This is a genomic window from Streptomyces marokkonensis (genome assembly GCF_039539045.1).
GTDB lineage: Bacteria > Actinomycetota > Actinomycetes > Streptomycetales > Streptomycetaceae > Streptomyces > Streptomyces marokkonensis.
Window position 1 is genome coordinate 115,369 of record NZ_BAABCQ010000002.1, and the last position, 17,218, is coordinate 132,586.

At 74.0% G+C, this 17,218-nt stretch carries 16 protein-coding genes and 1 pseudogene; 7 read left to right on the top strand and 10 right to left on the bottom strand.

Features of this window, described 5'->3' with window-relative positions; translation table 11 throughout:
* Window positions 1-4: 4 nt before the first annotated feature.
* The 3 genes from ABEA26_RS01175 to ABEA26_RS01185 form a co-directional block, all read right to left on the bottom strand.
* Window positions 5-832, bottom strand: coding sequence for a polysaccharide deacetylase family protein (locus ABEA26_RS01175; protein WP_345588277.1), 828 nt, complete (start codon window positions 830-832; stop codon window positions 5-7).
* A 132-nt stretch (window positions 833-964) separates the two neighbouring features.
* Window positions 965-1,891, bottom strand: a complete 927-nt coding sequence (locus ABEA26_RS01180; RefSeq protein ID WP_345588279.1) for a DMT family transporter — start codon at window positions 1,889-1,891, stop codon at window positions 965-967.
* A 27-nt stretch (window positions 1,892-1,918) separates the two neighbouring features.
* Complete coding sequence (locus ABEA26_RS01185; protein ID WP_345588281.1) at window positions 1,919-2,773, bottom strand: SDR family NAD(P)-dependent oxidoreductase; 855 nt, start codon at window positions 2,771-2,773, stop codon at window positions 1,919-1,921.
* A 155-nt stretch (window positions 2,774-2,928) separates the two neighbouring features.
* Here ABEA26_RS01185 and ABEA26_RS01190 point away from each other — a divergent pair, with 155 nt between their 5' ends.
* From ABEA26_RS01190 to ABEA26_RS01200, 3 genes are all read left to right on the top strand, one after another.
* Entirely contained in the window at window positions 2,929-4,095 is a 1,167-nt protein-coding gene (locus tag ABEA26_RS01190; RefSeq protein WP_425587774.1) for an MGDG synthase family glycosyltransferase, read from the top strand.
* 74 nt (window positions 4,096-4,169) lie between these two features.
* Window positions 4,170-4,556: a DUF2267 domain-containing protein gene (locus tag ABEA26_RS01195; protein ID WP_345588283.1), complete on the top strand. Its 387-nt coding sequence runs from the start codon at window positions 4,170-4,172 to the stop codon at window positions 4,554-4,556.
* 100 nt (window positions 4,557-4,656) lie between these two features.
* Window positions 4,657-5,175 (top strand): DUF1360 domain-containing protein, encoded by a 519-nt coding sequence (locus ABEA26_RS01200; RefSeq protein ID WP_345588285.1) that lies wholly within the window; start codon window positions 4,657-4,659, stop codon window positions 5,173-5,175.
* Between the two features lie 3 nt (window positions 5,176-5,178).
* Here ABEA26_RS01200 and ABEA26_RS01205 read toward each other — a convergent pair whose 3' ends face one another.
* A complete protein-coding gene (locus tag ABEA26_RS01205) occupies window positions 5,179-5,586 on the bottom strand; it encodes a DUF5997 family protein (protein ID WP_345588287.1) in 408 nt (135 codons plus the stop codon).
* Between the two features lie 134 nt (window positions 5,587-5,720).
* Here ABEA26_RS01205 and ABEA26_RS01210 point away from each other — a divergent pair, with 134 nt between their 5' ends.
* The gene (locus tag ABEA26_RS01210; RefSeq protein WP_345588289.1) at window positions 5,721-6,575 is read left to right on the top strand and encodes a LysR family substrate-binding domain-containing protein; all 855 of its coding nucleotides are present in this window, start codon (window positions 5,721-5,723) and stop codon (window positions 6,573-6,575) included.
* 25 nt (window positions 6,576-6,600) lie between these two features.
* Here the strand turns inward: ABEA26_RS01210 and ABEA26_RS01215 are convergent, their stop codons facing one another.
* The 4 genes from ABEA26_RS01215 to ABEA26_RS01230 form a co-directional block, all read right to left on the bottom strand.
* Window positions 6,601-7,341, bottom strand: a complete 741-nt coding sequence (locus ABEA26_RS01215) for a DUF4142 domain-containing protein (RefSeq protein WP_345588291.1) — start codon at window positions 7,339-7,341, stop codon at window positions 6,601-6,603.
* A 124-nt stretch (window positions 7,342-7,465) separates the two neighbouring features.
* Window positions 7,466-10,294 (bottom strand): beta-L-arabinofuranosidase domain-containing protein, encoded by a 2,829-nt coding sequence (locus ABEA26_RS01220; protein ID WP_345588293.1) that lies wholly within the window; start codon window positions 10,292-10,294, stop codon window positions 7,466-7,468.
* A gap of 110 nt (window positions 10,295-10,404) precedes the next feature.
* A complete protein-coding gene (locus ABEA26_RS01225; protein WP_345588295.1) occupies window positions 10,405-11,100 on the bottom strand; it encodes an HAD family hydrolase in 696 nt (231 codons plus the stop codon).
* Window positions 11,101-11,128: 28 nt separating this feature from the next.
* The gene (locus ABEA26_RS01230) at window positions 11,129-11,605 is read right to left on the bottom strand and encodes an Lrp/AsnC family transcriptional regulator (RefSeq protein ID WP_345588297.1); all 477 of its coding nucleotides are present in this window, start codon (window positions 11,603-11,605) and stop codon (window positions 11,129-11,131) included.
* Between the two features lie 215 nt (window positions 11,606-11,820).
* Between ABEA26_RS01230 and ABEA26_RS01235 the strand changes: the two genes are divergently transcribed.
* Window positions 11,821-13,311 (top strand): FUSC family protein, encoded by a 1,491-nt coding sequence (locus ABEA26_RS01235; RefSeq protein WP_345588299.1) that lies wholly within the window; start codon window positions 11,821-11,823, stop codon window positions 13,309-13,311.
* A 176-nt stretch (window positions 13,312-13,487) separates the two neighbouring features.
* Complete coding sequence (locus ABEA26_RS01240) at window positions 13,488-14,522, top strand: lactonase family protein (RefSeq protein ID WP_345588300.1); 1,035 nt, start codon at window positions 13,488-13,490, stop codon at window positions 14,520-14,522.
* Window positions 14,523-14,705: 183 nt separating this feature from the next.
* Here ABEA26_RS01240 and ABEA26_RS01245 read toward each other — a convergent pair whose 3' ends face one another.
* Window positions 14,706-15,629: a sirohydrochlorin chelatase gene (locus tag ABEA26_RS01245; protein ID WP_345588301.1), complete on the bottom strand. Its 924-nt coding sequence runs from the start codon at window positions 15,627-15,629 to the stop codon at window positions 14,706-14,708.
* A gap of 134 nt (window positions 15,630-15,763) precedes the next feature.
* Window positions 15,764-16,768, bottom strand: a complete 1,005-nt coding sequence (locus ABEA26_RS01250) for an N-acetylglucosamine kinase (RefSeq protein ID WP_345588303.1) — start codon at window positions 16,766-16,768, stop codon at window positions 15,764-15,766.
* A 294-nt stretch (window positions 16,769-17,062) separates the two neighbouring features.
* Here ABEA26_RS01250 and ABEA26_RS01255 point away from each other — a divergent pair.
* Window positions 17,063-17,218, top strand: a pseudogene (locus ABEA26_RS01255) (uracil-DNA glycosylase); the annotation flags it as partial.

Sequence of the window (17,218 nt, forward strand, 5' to 3'; positions counted from 1 at the left end):
GACGCTACGGCTGTCCCGGCGCCGCCGGCCGAAACGGCGACGCCCCCGACATCACCGGGCCGCACACCGACGGTCCGGTTCCCGGGCAGAGGGCGGCCCCCACCACCCCGTGCTCCTCCAGCGGTCCCACCGTCAGTCCCGCCTCGCGGCAGTCGCGCACGATGTCCGGCAGGGCACCGAGGGCGGCCCGCCAGCTGCCCGGGGCACAGGCGTGGTCGGTGTCGTGCAGGAGGATCGTGCCGCCCCCGCGCACATCGGCCGCGACGGTCGCCCGTACCGAGGCGGGTGTGGCGTCCTGCCGCCAGTCCCTGCCCCACGTCGTCCACAGCACCGGCCGCAGTCCGGCCCGGCGGGCGGCGGCCCAGCGTCCGGAGGTGAGGATGCCGTAGGGCGGGCGGTACCAGCGCGGGACGCGTCCGGCGGCCTCGGCGACCGCGCGGACGGCATGCCGCAACTCGCGCGTGTCCCGCGCCGGCGACGGCAGCCAGGGGCGGTCGTGCGCCCAGCCGTGGACGGCGAGTTCGTGCCCCCGCCGGGCCAGTTCGCGAGCCGGCGCCGGGTGACGTACGACGTTCTCGCCCAGGACGAAGAAGGTCGCCCGTACGCCGAGCCCGTCCAGCAGGTCGAGGAAGTGCGGGGTGGACGTCGGGTCGGGCCCGTCGTCGAAGGTGAGGGCGACGTGGTCGGGGCGGCCCAGTCCGGCCAGGCCCGGGAACCGGCGCCGGCGCAGACCGGGCAGCCAGGTCGCGGCCGGACCGATGTGGGCCAGCGCGGCGACGACGACCGGCGCGACGGCGTACGCCGCCGGTCCGGCGTGGAAGCTCTCACGCATCCGTGTGTCTCCTGTCCTCCGTGTGCCGTCGCGCTGCTCCGGCGTTCTCGATGGGCCGCTGTTCTGCCGTCGCTGTGTTCCGCGGTGTGGTGGTGCGGTGGTGCGGTGATGCCGTGTGGAGCGGTGAGGTCGTCACGACCCCCGCCGCTCCTGTGCCCGGCTGCCCGGCCCGGGGCCGTCCCGTGCCGCAGGCACCGTGTCCCACGCGCCGTGGACCGACGGCGCGCGGGCCAGTCCGACACTGCCGAGCCCGATCAGCGCCACGCCGATCAGCTCGGGCAGCACCCGTAGCCCGAGGGCGATCTGTTCGCCGAACAGGGCCCAGCCGAGAGCGACGCTGGTCAGCGCGTCGCCGAGGGTCAGCGCCGGCTGCGACGCCGCGAGGGTTCCCGCCCGCAGAGCGCTCTGCAGCAGCAGGAAGCTGATCATCCCCACCACCGCCGTGGCGTACGGCGGCCACTGGGTCAGGACGACGCCCACCCCCTGGGGGAGCCGCCCGGTGACCTCCTTCAGCAGCCCCGCCGTACCGCCGAACGCCACCGCGGACGCCGAACCGAACAGCGCGGCGCGGGGTGCGCCCCGTACCAGGCTGCCGATCGAGGCGAGCGCCGTCACCACGGCGAACAGGGCCAGACCCGCCCAGCCCCACCGGCCCGGGGTCGCGGTGTCATGGCCGGCCGACGGCGCGGCGGCGCCCAGGAACAACGCGAGCCCCACGGCCAGGGCCACGAACGCCAGCCAGGTCCGCAGGTCGGGCCGCCGGTGGAAGACCACGCTGCCGACCATCAGGGTGAACAGCAGCTCACTGGCCATCAGCGGCTGGACGACGGCCAGACTCCCCACCGCCAGCGCGGCCGCCTGCAGCACCGTCGTCAGCGCGAGCAGCGCCGCGCCGCCCACCCAGTACCGGTCGCGCACCAGTCGCAGGAGCGAGCGCACCACCGTGTGGACGGCGCCCGCCCGGTTCTCGTCCTGCGCCGCGGCCCGGCGCTGCAGTACCGACGCCGCCGCGTTGGACAACGCCGCGAACAGGGCCAGGACGACGGTGAGGACCATCACCGCCGCGCGCTCCCGCTCATCCGGAGCTCACCCGAACCGCGCCGCCAGCCGCCGGTACAGCCCCGGAGCCGCGCCCCGCACCCGGCACGGCAGGCGCAGCCAGCCGGGCACGTACACCTCGTCACGGCTCCGTACCACTGCCGTCCGCACCGCGTCGGCCACGCGCTCGGCGGGCACCGGACGCGGCCAGGAACGCAGATAGGGAGCCCCGCGGCGTTCGAAGAACGGTGTGTCGACGACACCGGGGACCACATGAGTGACCCCCACGCCGGTGCCCCGCAACTCGTAGCGCAGGGCGTCGGCGAAGGCGCCGACCGCGGCCTTGGCGGCGGAGTACACGGCCTCGTCGCGCACCGCCACACTGCCCGCCAGCGAGCCGACGAGCACCACCCGCCCCGACCCCGCCTCCACCATGCCCGGCAGCACCAGTCGCACCAGTCGCAGGGTGGCCAGCACGTTGATGTCGAGCACCTCGTCGATGGTGTGCGGGGGCATGCCCAGGAACTCCCCGGCCCAGCCGACCCCGGCACCGGCCACCAGCAGGTCCACCGGTCCGACCGTGGCGAGCGTGAAGTCGGCGAGCTGCCGGTCGGCGCCGGGGAGGGTGAGGTCCGCGGCGAAGGCGGTGGCCGACGCGTTCTCGGCGACCTCGCGCAGCCGGGACGGGTCACGTCCGCTGAGCACCAGCCGCCAGCCGCCCTCCTCGCTCAGCCGGCGGGCGACGGCCGCGCCGATGCCGGAGGACGCCCCCGTCACGAGGGCCGTACGCGTCCGCGCGCCCCGGACGCCGGTCGGCTCCCGCCGGGGCCTGGCGTGGGCCGCGTCGGGCGCGACAACCCGTGGGCCGGGGGCGGGCCGGGGGCGGGAGAACGCATGGACCATGGGACCACCTTGGCTCGGGGCGGACGCCGGGAGCGACCGACCAGGCGGTCGGGATCCGGCGTCCGGCCGGACGGGCGGTCACGGAGTATCCCTGGCGAGACGTCCGAAACGCCCGCTTGTGCAGTGGTTTGGAACATGTCGGGCGGGCAACCTGGATCGCCGTGCATCCTCGCAGCTCATCAGCGCCCCGTCGCCCGACGGCCCCGCACGCTCCGGTCGAGGGCAGACGGCTGCTGGTGGTCAGCGCGAGCATGGGCGCGGGACATGACACGGTCGCCGCCGAACTGGTCCGCCGGGCGCGGGCACGTGGTGACGACGCCCTCGTCGTCGACGTCCTCGCGCTGCTGCCGTACGGCGTGGGCCGTGTGCTGCGGCACTTCTACCGCGGGTCGGTACGCCACTTCCCCTGGGCGTACGCCGTCCTCTACCGCCTGTTCCTGCGTCCGGGCGCCGGCCGTCGTCCCGGCGGTACGCCGCTGGCCCGGCTCGCCGGTGGCCGGCTGCGCGCGCTGGCCGAGCGCACGGGCGCGGACGTGGTCGTCCCTGTCTTCCATCTCGGCGCCCAGCTGACCGGCCATCTCCGGGCCCGGGGCCTGCTGCCCGTGCCCAGCGTCGTCCTCGTGATCGACTTCGCCGTCCACCGGCAGTGGCTCCACCCGGGCAACGACCACTGCCTGTGTCTCACGGAGGACGTGGCGCGCGAGGTGCGGGAGAGCACCGGCACGTCCGCGTGGACGTGCGGCCCGGTCGTGGCTCCGGAGTTCTTCGCCGACGCTCCCGGGGCCGCCGGGTGGCGGGGACTGTTCGACCGTCTCGGTCCCGGGCGGCCCCCCGTGGTGGTGTCCGCCGGCGCGTGGGGAGTGGGCTCGCACCTGAGCGCCACCGTCCGGCTCCTGACGGACCACGGCAACCTGCCGGTCGTGCTCTGCGGGGACAACGAACGGCTGCGCCGCGACCTGTCCGGCACACCGGGTGTGGTCGCGCTCGGCTGGGTGACGGACATGCCCGGCCTGCTGCACGCCGCCCGCGCCCTGGTCGACAACGCCGCCGGCCAGACCGCCGTACAGGCCCTCGCCGCCGGACTGCCGGTCGTGGGATACCGGCCGATACCCGGCCACGGCGCGGACGGCGTCCGGCGGATGGCCGCTCTGGGTGTGTCGGACGTCGCCGAGGACGAGACCGCGCTGCTCGGTACGCTGCGGCGGCTCACCACCCCGGGGCCGGCCCGGGCCGAGCGGATCGCCGCCGGACACGCGCTGTTCAGGGACGACGCCGTGACCCGGGTGGCAGCCCTTGCCGACGCGGAGCGAGCACGCCGGTGAGACCGCGCCCGTTTCCCCGGACCGCGGGGAGGGCACCCGGTCCGCAGCGAGAACCGGCGGAAGGAGGCGACGCCGTGCGGCTCGACGAATTCCTGACCCTGGTCCGCGACCGCGGCGAATACCACAGCGAGGAGGAGGCCGAGCAGGTCAGTACGGCCGTCCTGTGGGTGATCGCGTCCCGCATCGCCCCGGAGGAGGCCGCAGACCTGGCCTCCGACCTGCCCGCGCCCCTGGACGACGCACTGCGCCTGGAACGCGGGCGTCCCGAGTCCTTCGGCCGTGCGGAGTTCCTGCGGCGCGTGGCACAGCAGACCGGCGCCCGGCCGCGTACCGCCGAATGGGACGCGGGAGCCGTGCTCTCCACCCTCACCGAAGCGGTGCCCGGCGAACGCGTCCACGACCTACTGGCCCACCTGCCCGCGGACTGCGCCGATCTCTTCGGCGGACCGGCACCGTACTGAGAGCGGTCCGCGGGCACGCGTTGGAGACGTGCGGAGGCGGGCACCCGGTCCCCGCGAAGAGGCGGCCCTCCGAGGGGCGGCCCCCGGACAGGAGGCGTTCATGACGGACGGCAAGCAGCACCACGACGCGCGGAGTTTCGGCGAACGCTACGACGAAGGGGGCGGCACCCCCCTCGGCGGATACATGGCACTCGCGGTGACCTTCACGGCGGGGGCCGGAGCGTTCGCCGCGATCGCGTGGCGCCGTGGGCTGCGACTGCCGGACACCGTCCCGGCGTGGGACGTGGCCCTGCTCGGAACGGCGACGTTCAAGGCGTCCCGACTGCTGACCAAGGACAAGGTCACCAGCTTCCTGCGGGCGCCGTTCACCCACCGCGAGCGTGAAAGCAACGCCAACGAGGTGATGGACGCGCCGCGCGGCAACGGCCTGCGCCGTGCCGTCGGAGACCTGGTGTCCTGCCCCTTCTGCACCTCCACCTGGGTGGCCGGCGGACTCGTCGGCAGCTACGCCGTCGCGCCCCGGGCCGCCCGGCTGCTGTGCGCGGGCCTGAGCGCCGTGGTGGTGTCGGACTGGCTGCAGTACGCGTGGAGCGTGACGGAGCAGAAGGCCGAGGAGTGAGCGTCAGTCGCGCTCGGCGCCTTCGGCCCGCTGCGCGCGCTCGGCGTGCAGCTCCTTCACGCGAGCCGCCTCCTTGCGTACGTCGGCCTGGACGGCCCGCTCCCGCTCCAGCCACTCGGGGCGCTCCTGCTTCAGCGCCTCGATCTGCTCCGTGGTGAGCGGTTCCGCGACCCCGCCCCGGTGCAGACCCGCGATGGAGACACCGAGCTTGGCCGCGACCACCGGCCGCGGGTGCGGACCGTCGCGCCGCAGGTCCCGCAGCCACGCGGGCGGGTCCGTCTGGAGCGCGTTCAGCTCGGCGCGCGTGACGACGCCCTCCCGGAACTCGGCGGGTGTGGCCTCGAGGTACACACCCAGCTTCTTCGCCGCGGTCGCGGGCTTCATGGTCTGGGTGTTCTGGTGCGACGTCATGGTGTCAAGGGTATCGAGCGTCTGCGCGACCGCCGACCACACCCGGGAGCGCGACCGCCGACCACACCCGGGAGCGCGACCGCCGGCCACGCCCGGTGACCGCGGCCCCTGGCCACGCCCGGTAACCTGGCCGGGTGACAGGCTCGGAAGAATCCCCCTCGTTCCGGCTCGCGTACGTCCCGGGGGTGACGCCCGACAAATGGGTGCGCATCTGGAACGAGCGGCTGCCCGACATCCCGCTGTCCCTGACCCAGGTCGTCCCCGAGGAGTCGGGCCGCCTGCTGCTGGGCGGCGACGCCGACGCCGGGCTGGTGCGGCTGCCCGTCGACCGGAGCGCCCTCAGCGCGATCCCGCTCTACACCGAGACCACCGTCGTGGTGATCCCCAGGGACCACCTCGTCACCGCGGCCGACGAGGTGACCGTCGAGGACCTGACCGACGAGATCGTGCTGCACCCCGTGGACGACGTCCTCGGCTGGGAGCGGCTGCCGGGCCGGTCCGCACTCGAGCGTCCGGCCACCACGGCGGACGCCGTCGAGCTGGTGGCGGCCGGGATCGGCGTGCTCCTCGTGCCCCTGTCGCTGGCGCGGCTGCACCACCGCAAGGACCTCACGTACCGGACGGTCACGGACGCCCCCGAGTCGGGAGTGGCCCTGGCCTGGCCCGAGGACGCGCACACGGACCGGGTGGAGGACTTCATCGGCATCGTCCGGGGCCGGACCGTCAACAGCACCCGGGGCCGGCAGCCCGCACCTGCCTCGGCGAAGGGCGAGCACACCGAATCGGCCGCGCGGGGCAGGCCGGGGGCCGGGAAGCAGACCGGCGGCGCGCGGCGCGGCACCGGTGCCAACAGCAAGAGCGGCGCCAGGGGCGGAACCAGGGGCGCCGCCAAGGGCGGCAACAGGGGCAACGCCAAGAGCGGCGGCAAGAGCAACGCCAAGAGCGGCGGTACCAAGGGCGGCGGGCGCGGTAAGCCCCGACGCGGTTGACACGGGCGACGCTCCGTCGTGCCGGTCAGCGGACCGTCGGACTGGGCGTCGGCGCCAAGGTGTTGACCTCCAGCCCGGGCGGCGTGGTGAGCGAGAGCACCGGCTCACCCGGCTGCGGGGCCGGTGGTGTGAGCTGCGCCTTGGGCAGGTCCGGCGGGGCCGACTGCTGGAAGTTGACCTGGTCGAAGTTGACCAGGCCGGTCTTCTCCAGCACGGTGATGTGGTCCAGCACGGTGTCGTTGGCCTGGTCGGCCAGCTGCCGTACCAGGGAGTTCTTGGTGTTGGCGCGGACCTTTGCGATCACCGGGAAGATCTGGCCGTGCGTGATGCGCATGATGTTGACCGCGGTGGTGTCGAACTGCCTGCCGGTCGTCCCGGCCACGGTCGACACGAACTGCTGCTGCTGGGGAGAGGCCAGGTTGGGCAGGGTGACGCCCAGCTCGGGCGCGACCCTGCGGCAGGTCGCGTCCAGCCGGGCATGCCCGACGACCAGGTGTTCGCCGGCCTCCTTCATCTCCGGTGTCGAGCCCCGCTCCATGGCCATCAGCCCCAGGGGGTGTTCCCACAGCCCGGCGGCACGGACCTTCACCACGAAGTCCCGGTCCGCCTCGGTGAGTGGCCCGAACACCGTGTTGGTGATGACACGGTCCTGGGCGCTGACCGTGTTCCGCACGCCGAGCATGGTCGGGTAGGCGAGCGCGGCGAGGGTGAGGACCAGGGCACCGGCCACGAAGGCGGTCCCTGCCGTGGTGCGCGTGACGCGCATCGTGCCTCCTGGGGCGAGGACAGGCTCGGACACCAGGAGGTACGGATGCGAACGGCGAACCGATCACCTCCGCGGGTGGAAACTTCCGCGGGTAGAAACCTCCGCGGGCAGAAGGCCTCCTCCGTCAGTCCGCGTACGACGCCTTCCGCGCGGTCCGCACCACCCGTTCGCCCTCGCCGCCCCCGAGCAGCCCGGCCTCCACCCACCCGTCCACCGTGGAGCGCACGTGCGTCACCAGCGCTCCCTTGTCGCGGAACGGGGCCGCCGCCCAGATCTCGTCGAGCAGGGTGGTGCCGTCGTCCTTCGCCGGGTTGGCGACGCCCGAGTCGGTGCCGCCGAGGACCACCCGGGGTTCCGAGCGGCGGAAGTAGGCGTGCGTCGGGTTCTCGGTCCCCTCGGAGAACGGTGCCCATTCGGTGCCGTCCAGCGTGTAGTGGAGCGGTTTGCCGGACACGGGCGTGAGTGTGGGCAGCAGGTCGCCGGAGAGACCCGCGCCGCGGTACAGCCCGATCTCCAGGAGGTCGGTGGACGGATCAAGGCCGACCAGGTTGACCGGACCGTAGAAGAGGGCCTGCAGCGACGGGTCGTCCAGTGCCTTCTCCACCCGTAGCCGGAAGGGGACGCGGATCCGCACGGTGTCGCCCCGGCGCCAGGTCCGGGACACGGTGAAGTAGCTGCCCGGTGTCACAGTTCCCGGCACGGCGCGCCCGTTGACGGTGACGCGGAACCCCGTCGTGGCCCACGACGGAACCCGCAGCCGTAGCGCGAAGGAGGCACTGCCGCCGCCGACGGTGAGGGTGCTGCCCTGCTCCCGGGGATAGTCCGTGGTCTGCGTGACGGTGACGCCGCGCTCGGCCCAGGTCAGGGTGGAGCGGCTGTAGAGGTTGACGTACAGGGCGCTGCCGTCGGCGGCGGCGAAGTACACCGAGTCCTGGTATTTGGTGGCGCTCTCCAGGCCGGTGCCCTCGCAGCAGGTCGTGCCCTGCTTGGGCGTGTAGTCGCGCACATGACCGGGCGTCAGCCCGATGAAGTAGGTGACAAGCGGCTTCTCCGCGTCCGGCCGGTCCTGCTTGGAGCCGAGTACCTGGTTGTACAGGGCCCGCTCGTAGTAGTCCATGTACGCCGGGTCCTGGTCGTGGAAGAACAACGTCCGGCTCAGCTTGAGCAGGTTGTACGCGCAGCAGCTCTCGGCCGTGGTGGCACTGACCGTGCCCGCGACCACGTCCCGTGCCTTCCAGAACTCACCGGTGCTGGTGCCGCCGATGGCGTACGTGCGGTGGGGCACGACCATGCCCCAGAAGTTCCTCGCCGCGGTGAGGTAGCGCTCCTCGCCCGTCTCGTCGTACAGGCGGACGAGGCCGGTGAAGATCGGTATGTGCTGGTTGGCGTGCAGGCCGTCGAGGACGTCCGTGTTCCCGGCGCAGGCGTCGATCAGCCGGTCGAGGTCGAACAGCCGGGCCAGCGCGAGGTGGTCCGCCTCGCCGGTGACCGCGTGCAGGTCGCAGATCGCCTCGACGATGCCGCCGAACTCCCCACTGGAGAAGATGCCCCACATCCGCTGCAGCGTGGCCGCGGGCAGGGCGGACAGCCGCGCGTACATCCAGTCGCACATGCCGGACGCGAGGTCCAGCGCCCGGTCGTCACCGGTGGCGAGGTGGGCGTCGAGCAGGCCTCTGAGGATCTTGTGTGCCGTGTAGTACGGCGCCCAGACCCTGGTGTAGTCGCTGCCGGTCATCGATTCCAGTTCGATGAACTGCGTCTCCGGGTACGCCGCGAGGAATCCGGGGTGGCTGGGCCCGCCCCAGGTGCGGCGCAGCGTGGCCGTCAGGCCCCGGCCGGAGGCGTCCGCGAACCTCCCCCCGTCCCTCTCGTCGAAGGCGTACGAGGCCAGATCGCCCCGGCCGGCCGGTGTCCCGGCGGCGGGGTTGTCGCGCAGGGCGCCGATCTCGGCGGCGCTCAGGGCGCGTGACCAGACGTCGAACTCCTCGAAGGCGCCCGCGAAGACGGGGTCGGCGGGGTAGTGCGAGCGGCCGAGCCAGTGGTGGGCGAGGGGGCCGAGGACCGCCGGGGTCAGGGTCATGGCCGTGTTCCGCGCCACGGCGGTGCCGTCGACGTAGAGGGTGCCGGTGCCGTCCGCGAGGGTCACGGCCAGGTGGCTCCACTCGCCCAGGGGCAGCGCGGCCGTCCCGTCGAGGCCCTGCTCGCCCGCGGCGCCGCTGTCGGTGATGGCGAAGCGCGGCACGCCGTCGGCGTTGCGGGCGGTGAGGTAGAGGTAGCGGTTCGTGTCGTCGCCGAAGTCGAGGACGCGGGCCCAGTCACCGTCATGGGCGGGCTTCACCCAGGCGGCCAGCGTGATCGCCGGGGTGTCGCCGAGGACGCCGGCGGGGAGGTCGACGTACTGGTGGGAGCCGCGCACGTTCTCTGCGGCGGCGCCGAAGCGGCCTTGCGTGCTCAGCACGGCCGGGTCGTGTCGCAGGGCCTCGCGTACCTCGCTCAGCGCGGCGACCATGACGCCGATCCGCTCGGCGAAGACTCGCTCCCCGGTGCTGCGGTAGGCCTGGGACAGCATGGTCAGGAAGTGGCCGGTGTAGTGGCCGCGGAGGTTGCCGTTGGCCTCGCCGTCCAGTCCCTCCCAGCCGCCGGGGGCGACGGCACCGAGGGGGGAGAGACCGGCGTTGGCGCGGAAGACCTGCAGCAGCCGGTTCACGTCGTAGCCACGGGCGTGGTCCAGCATCAGCCGTCGTCTGTCGGCGAAGACGCCCCGGCCGAGCTTCACGTCCTCCAGCTCGAACGGCCTGACGGACCAGGCGGCCGGTGCCGCGCGGCCCGCGAGCGCGGAGGGGGCCTGTGGCACGGCGCCGGGCCCGCCGCTCGCCGCGTACGAGACCGCGGGCGTTCCCGCGGCGACCGCCGTGGCCAGCAGAAGGGTCCGCCGGGAGAGGGGCGCTGCCATGTGCTCCTCGTTTCATTCGAAATACCGAACGCTGTTCGGAAGGTCGCCCAGAAGATAGGCAGGAGGCGGAGGAGCGTCAACGCTACCGACGAGTACGGTCGGCGGGCGTGTCAGGCGGCCCGGACCGCTCGCGCGAGCCAGTCGTACGCCGCCCGCGCGGTGAACTCCTCCTGGCCGCCGCGCACCAGCAGACCGGCGGTGGCGAACTCGGGCGCGTCGGCCTGGGCCGCGACGTAGGGGATCGCGATGCAGCGCATTCCGGCCGCGTGCGCGGCGGCGGCCCCGGGGGCGGCGTCCTCCAGGACCACGCAGTCGGCCGGGTCCGCGCCGAGCCGGCGCGCCGCCTCCAGGAAGACGTCGGGTGCGGGTTTGCCCTGGGCGACTTCGTCGGCCGAGACGACCGTGCGCAGCCACACGTCCAGGCCGGTGCGGGACAGGATCGTCCCGATGGCCTCGGGCGACGAACCCGACGCCACCGCCAGCGGCACGCCCTCGCCCGCCAGCAGCTCGACGAACGCGCGCATCTCCGGGTACGCGCGGGCGCAGGTGCGGGCCAGCTCCAGATAGTGGCGGTTCTTGACGGCGAGCAGTTCCTCCACCGGGGCCCGCAGGCCGTACCGCCGCTTCCAGTCGGCGACCGTCTCCTGGGTGCTGATCCCCACGTAGCCCTCGTGGTCCGCCCACGTGAAGTCCGGCACGCCGTACTCGGCGAGGGTCTGCCGGCCCGCCTCGTAGTAGTTCGGCTCGCTGTCCACGAGCGTTCCGTCGAGATCGAAGATGACCGAGATGCCGCCGAGAGTGCTCATGGGGTCCAGGATGCCAAGGAGCCAAGGATCATTTTCGCGCCGTGCGCCCGATCGACTCGACCAGGGGCAGCAGCCGGTGCGGCACGCGCTCGCGCAGCGCCACCTCGCTGCGGGTGCGGACCACCCCGGGCAAGCTGATCAGCTTCTGGACCACGTCCTCCAGGTGCGCGTTGTCGCGTGCCACCACCCGGGTCAGCAGGTCGCCGCCGCCCGTGATGGAGAAGGCCTCCACGATCTCCGGGACGGCCGCCAGCGCCTCGCCCACCTCGTCCAGGTGACCCTGAGTGACCTCGATGTGCACGAAGGCCAGTACCGGGTGGCCCAGCGCGGCGGGGGAGAGGGACGGTGCGGCGCCGGTGATCACGCCGTCCCGCTCCAGTCGGTCGAGCCGGGCCTGAAGCGTGCCGCGGGCGACCCCGAGGAGACGCGCGTACTCCCGCACGCTGGTGCGCGGCTGCTCCAGCAGCAGCCGCAGGATGCGGGTGTCGAGTTCGTCGACGGCCATGACGTACGGGTCCCCTCGTCGGCCATTGGCTCTTCGGTGGCCGTGGAAATGCCCTGAGAATTGTACCAATGGCCCACTCCCGCGCGGCCCTGTTGAGCCACTGGTGGAAGAGATGCTCCTATGGAGAGGTCGATGGCGCTGCGGATCCCGCGGCGCCTTTTTCATGCCAGTGACTTCGGGCCCGTGGGCGCCCGTGTACGAGGGGGCGGTAATCAGTGTTGAAGAAGGTGTTCATGAGCCCGGATCCGGGACGGTCCCGGCTGCGGTTCGCCGCGCGGGCCGTCCTCGGCATCGGGCTGGCCGTCGTGGTCTGCGGCCTGGCCGGTACCTCTCTCGTGGGCGCCGTCATCGGCGGGCTCGCCGCGCTGCTCGCGCTGTTCACCGTCACCGACGCCACCGTGCGCGGGCAGGCGGTCACCACCGCGCTGCTGCCGGTCGCCGGACTGCCCGTGCTCACCGCCGCGGCCGCGCTGCACGACCACCCCGTGGCCCGGGACCTCACCTTCCTCGCCGTCGTCGGCGCGGGCGTGTACGCCCGGCGCTGGGGCCCGCGCGGACACAGCCTCGGCGTGTTCGCCTTCATGACCTTCTTCATCGCCCAGTTCCTGCACGCGACCACGGACCGGCTGCCCGAGATGTACGCCGCCGTCCTGCTGTCCGTGGCCGCCGCCGCAGCGGTGCGCTTCGGTCTGTGGTGCTACGAGCGCCGCCTGTCCCCGCCCGCCGTGCTCGCACCGCCCGCCGGCACCGGACTCGCCCGCATCACCACCCGCCAGGCCGTCCAGGCCACCGCGGGCGCCGGCTTCGCCCTGGTCGTGGGCCAACTGGTGTCCGAGGAGCGCTGGTACTGGGCCGTCGGCGCCACCTGGTGGGTGTTCGTCAACACCACCTCGCGCGGCGACACCCTGGTCCGCGGCTTCCGCCGGGTCCTCGGCACGGTCGTCGGCATCGGCCTCGGCTTCCTGATCGCCGTCCCGCTCGCCGGTTCCGCGGCGCCCACGGCCGTACTAGCCGCCGTCTGCGTCTTCGGCATCTTCTACACCGCGGCGGTCTCCTACACCTGGATGATGCTCTGCGTGACGGTGCTCGCCGAGCTGCTCTACGGCCTCCTGGACTTCCTCAGCCCCGGCCTGCTCGCCCTGCGCCTCGCCGAGACCGGCGTCGGGGCGCTCGGCGCCGCGCTCGCCGTGCTCTTCGTGCTGCCCGTCACCACACACGCCGTCACCGACGCCTGGATCCAGCGCGCCCTGCGCTGTGTCCACGCCTGCACCGCCGAGGCCGCCGCCCGCCTCGCCGGAACCCGGGGCGCCGACCCGGCGCCGCGCGTGGCCGAACTGGAGCAGCTGCTCGGCCGGGTACGGCTGTCGGTCGCCCCGCTCGTCCACCCGCTGAACCCGATGTACGGCCGTAAGCGCCGCGCCCGCCGCGTACTCGCCCTGCTCGACGACTGCGCCCGCGAGATCCGCGGCCTGGTCGCCGTCGCCGCCGACCCGGAGGCCTCGCACGACGCCCGGCTGGCCGCCGCCTGCTGGCGTGTCGAAACCGCCGTCGAGGCACTCACCGGGGGCAGGCCCCTTCCCGCCCGCGCGGACGGACCGGGCGCCGCCGGACCCGCGTTGGCCCACCTCCACGGCCTGGAGCGCGCCCTGGCCGAACTCGCCACACCCCTGCGGACCCCCTCCGGCTCACCGCTCGTCGGCGCCTGACCCGTCCGGCCCCGCGTCCCCCATTTGGTCTAGACCGCAATGGATCGACTGCTACCGTCACCCCGGAGCAGACGATCAGTCGGCACTCGACGAGGCGCGGGACGGCGCGGGCCTACCCGGGATGGCGCAGGCCTGCCCGGGACGGCGCGGGACGGCGCAGGACAGAGGGAGCAGTGGTGACAGACGGCGGCAGGCGGCAGCGGCGGGCGTTCATCGGGTCGTTCACGGCGGCCGGCGGCCCCGGCATCGTGACGGCGGCCGTCGCGCCGGACAGCGGCGCGCTCACGGTCCTCAGCGGCACCGACCGCCTGCCCGACCCCTCCTACCTGGCCCTGACCCCCGACCGGGACATGCTCTACGCCGTCAGCGAGACGGCCGAGGGCGCGGTGGCAGCCTTCCGCGTGAGCGGGGACAAACCCGAGCCCGCCGGGCGGCCGGTGTCCGTGGGAGGCGACGGGCCGACCCATCTCGGCCTGTACGCCGGGCACGTCCTGACCGCCAACTACGGCTCCGGCAGCGTCACCGCCGTGCCCGTCCGCCCCGACGGCTCCCTCGCCCGGTCCGCCTCCGGCGTCCTGCGGCACACCGGCTCGGGCCCGCACGCCCAGCGCCAGCAGGGGCCGCACGCCCACCAGGTGCGGCCCGACCCGAGCGGACGGTGGGCGGTCAGCGTGGACCTCGGCACCGACTCGGTGCGGGTCTGCACCCTGAGGGACGGCGCCCCGACCGTGCACCGGGAGGTCGCGCTGCGCCCCGGCTCGGGCCCGCGGCACCTGGCCTTCCACCCGGACGGTTCCCACGCCTACGTGGTCAACGAACTGGCGCCCACCGTCACGGTCTGCCGCTGGGACGCCGCGGACGGCGTGCTGCAGCCCCTCAGCGAGGTTCCGGTGCTGCCCGGTGCCCCGGCCGGCGACGCCTTCCCCTCCGGCATCGTGGTCTCGCCCGACGGCCGCTTCGTGTGGACCGCGACCCGCGGTGAGGACGTCCTGTCCGTGTTCGTCGTGGAGCCGGACGGGCTGCGGCTGTTCGGGACCGTGCCCTGCGGCGGGCACTGGCCGCGTGAGATCGCCGAGTCGGACGGCTTCCTGTACGCCGCCAACGAACGCTCCGGAGACGTGACCTGGTTCGCGCTCGACCCGGAGACCGGTGTGCCCCGGCGCGCCGGCTCACTCGCGCTACCGGCGGCGTCCTGCGTGGTCTTCGGCTGACCGGGACGGCGGCCCGCCGCCCACCTGCGGGGGCTTCTCGGCCGCGGGCTGCCGCGCGGGTCCGGGGCGGTCGTCGGTTGCCCCGGTGGGCCCGCCGGTTCGCCGTGCGGCACGACGAAGGGCCCGCTCGGGGTACGTGAGCGGGCCCTTTCGGTCGTGCTCGGGGGCGTGGGCGCCCCTGCGTCAGCGGACCGGCGTGCTCTGCGGCTGCTGCTGCGGCGAGATGCCGAGCGCGGTCGTGTACTTGGCCAGCGCCAGCTTGCCGATCGCCGGGTACGGGCCGAGCGGCTCGGCGGTGGAGCAGCCCACCTCCTTGGCGGCGTCCTCCAGCAGGGAGGCCTCGATCTCCGGGCCGATCAGGTACGGCGCGAGCGCCAGCTGCTGCGAGCCCGAGGAACGCAGCTGCTCGGCCACGGACGAGATCGAGCCCTCGTCGTCCAGGGCCGCCGCCATCACCGGCACGGCGAGGCGCGCGGCGAGCAGCATGCCGGTGATCCCGGCCGCCTGGACGGCCTCGTCACCGCCGACGGAGGCCAGGATGATGCCGTCCGCGGCGGTCGCCACGGTGAACAGGCGGGCGCGGTCGGCGCGGGCCAGGCCGGCCTCGGAGAGCCGCACGTGCAGCGCCTCGGCCAGCAGCGGGTGCGGACCGAGGACGTCGGTCAGCTCGGCCGCGATCCGGCTGTCCATGACGGCCTGCCGGATCCGGCGCAGCAGCGCGCCGTCCGGGCCGGCCAGTAGCGGCACGACGACGGCGACGGGCCCCTCGGGCTCCTTCACCTCCATGCCTGCGGCGCGCGCCTGCTCGTAGCGGGCGGTGCGCTCCTCGGCGGCACGCACGAGGACGGTCGACAGGGAGAGGAACTTTTCGTCGTCCCCGTCGAGGTGACCGATCCGGGCGTCGAGGCCGGGCAGCTCGGAGCGGGCGATGCTGATGACCTCGTCGGCGAGGCCTCGGGTGGCGCTACTGGGCGTCCCCGGCACCGCGAGGACGAGCGCCGGCGCGCCCTCGGGAGCCACCAGGGGTTCGGGACGGCGGTGCCGTCCTGGCTGGCGGGGGCGCGGCATTCGTACTGGCAGGCCGGCGGGCCCAGTGGGGGAGCTCATGGCGCCGCATGTTACTGGTTTCCGGGGTTTCCCTGTTCGGGGAGGGTGCAGGTGAGCGGTATCCGTCCGGTTTTGTCTGATGAGTGATGTACGGATCGGCTGACATCGGCATGATTCACCTCGCCGCGGACCGATTATCGGCCGTCCGGCACGGTCGTCACCCACAGCATCCTGTCGTCACTCGGAAGGGTGAGTGAGTCGGTCGCCAGATGGTGAGCGATCCGCACCGAACCGTGCAGGGGATCACCCTCGGCGGCCGTCCACCGCGCATGCGGCAGCCGCTTCGCCAGCTCCGCCTCCAGCGGTACGACGAGGGGGGCGCCCATCTTCAGCAGACCGCCGGTGACCGCGACGCGGGGCTCGCCGCCCGGCGGGCAGACCGCGGCGGCCGAGTCGGCCATGTGCCGGGCGGCGGCCCGCAGGACGCCCGCGGCGACGGGGTCGTCGGCCGCGCAGGCGGCCACCTCCGGCGCGAAGGAGGCGAGGACGGCGGGACGGTCCGTACGCGGATACAGCTGACCGGGCAGGTCCGCCACCGGGCCGAACCGCTCCACGGCGCGGGCGAGCAGCGGGACGGAGCCGCCCTGGCGACCGTCGTGGGCGCGCAGCGCCGCCTCCAGGCCGGCCCGCCCGATCCAGGCGCCGCCGCCGCAGTCGCCCAGCAGGTGACCCCAACCGTCCGCCCGGCGCCAGCGGGTCAGGTCGGTGCCGGTCGCGATCAGGCCGGTGCCCGCGGCGACCACGGCTCCGGTCCGGGGGCCGAGGGCGCCGACGTAGGCGGTGACGGCGTCGGCGACCAGGGCGACCGTCCGCACGCCCAGCTCCCGGGCCAGCGCGCCCGGCAGCTCGGCCCGCAGGGCGTCACCCAGGGTGGCCAGTCCGGCGGCTCCGACGACGACCGTGCCGAGCCGGGTCACACCGGTCTCCGCGGTCAGCGCCCGGGCCATGGGCAGCAGCTGTGCCAGCAGGTGCCCGGGATCGATACCGTCCGCACCGGTGCGGACCGGTTCTCGCGACGCGCGCCGCCCGAGTCCGTCCGAACCGGTCCTGCCCCGACCGCGTCCGTCGCCGCCGGCCGTACCGACGACGACGCGCAGACCCGAACCGCCGGAGTCGACGGCCAGGAAGCCGCCGCTCACGGCAGACGCCGGTCGTCACGGCCCCGCAGAACGAGGGGCGGCCCCACCGCGTACGCGGGCGTTCCGGGAACAGGGTGTCGGCGGTGAGAGGCGGGCAGGACGCGCTGACGGCGGCGGAGTGACGTGACCACTGGACGCAACAGGCTCCCCGCCTTCCCGGCGACCGGTCGCGCGATCTGCCGGACCGGCTCGATGACCTCGACGTGGAGGAAGGGTAGCGCCGGCCGGCGTCCGCGCGCGAGGGGCTTCGGGGGCTGTGCGCAGACCGGTTGTCTGCCAGTAGAGTGACGCGCCGTGGCACCACGACCCTTGCATGAACTTGTCGAAGCGGGCTGGGCGAAGGCTCTGGAACCTGCGGCTGAACGCATCGCCGTGATGGGAGACTTCCTGCGGGCCGAGATAGCGGCCGGCCGGACGTATCTGCCGTCCGGGGCGAACGTCCTGGGGGCC

Bases quoted from the DNA above. Each gene is read 5' to 3' on its own strand.
- ABEA26_RS01205 (WP_345588287.1), bottom strand. From the start codon at position 5,586: ATGACGTCGCACCAGAACACCCAGACCATGAAGCCCGCGACCGCGGCG.
- ABEA26_RS01225 (WP_345588295.1), bottom strand. From the start codon at position 11,100: ATGAGCACTCTCGGCGGCATCTCGGTCATCTTCGATCTCGACGGAACG.
- ABEA26_RS01200 (WP_345588285.1), top strand. From the start codon at position 4,657: ATGACGGACGGCAAGCAGCACCACGACGCGCGGAGTTTCGGCGAACGC.
- ABEA26_RS01185 (WP_345588281.1), bottom strand. From the start codon at position 2,773: ATGGTCCATGCGTTCTCCCGCCCCCGGCCCGCCCCCGGCCCACGGGTT.
- ABEA26_RS01245 (WP_345588301.1), bottom strand. From the start codon at position 15,629: ATGAGCTCCCCCACTGGGCCCGCCGGCCTGCCAGTACGAATGCCGCGC.
- ABEA26_RS01175 (WP_345588277.1), bottom strand. From the start codon at position 832: ATGCGTGAGAGCTTCCACGCCGGACCGGCGGCGTACGCCGTCGCGCCG.
- ABEA26_RS01220 (WP_345588293.1), bottom strand. From the start codon at position 10,294: ATGGCAGCGCCCCTCTCCCGGCGGACCCTTCTGCTGGCCACGGCGGTC.
- ABEA26_RS01230 (WP_345588297.1), bottom strand. From the start codon at position 11,605: ATGGCCGTCGACGAACTCGACACCCGCATCCTGCGGCTGCTGCTGGAG.
- ABEA26_RS01215 (WP_345588291.1), bottom strand. From the start codon at position 7,341: ATGCGCGTCACGCGCACCACGGCAGGGACCGCCTTCGTGGCCGGTGCC.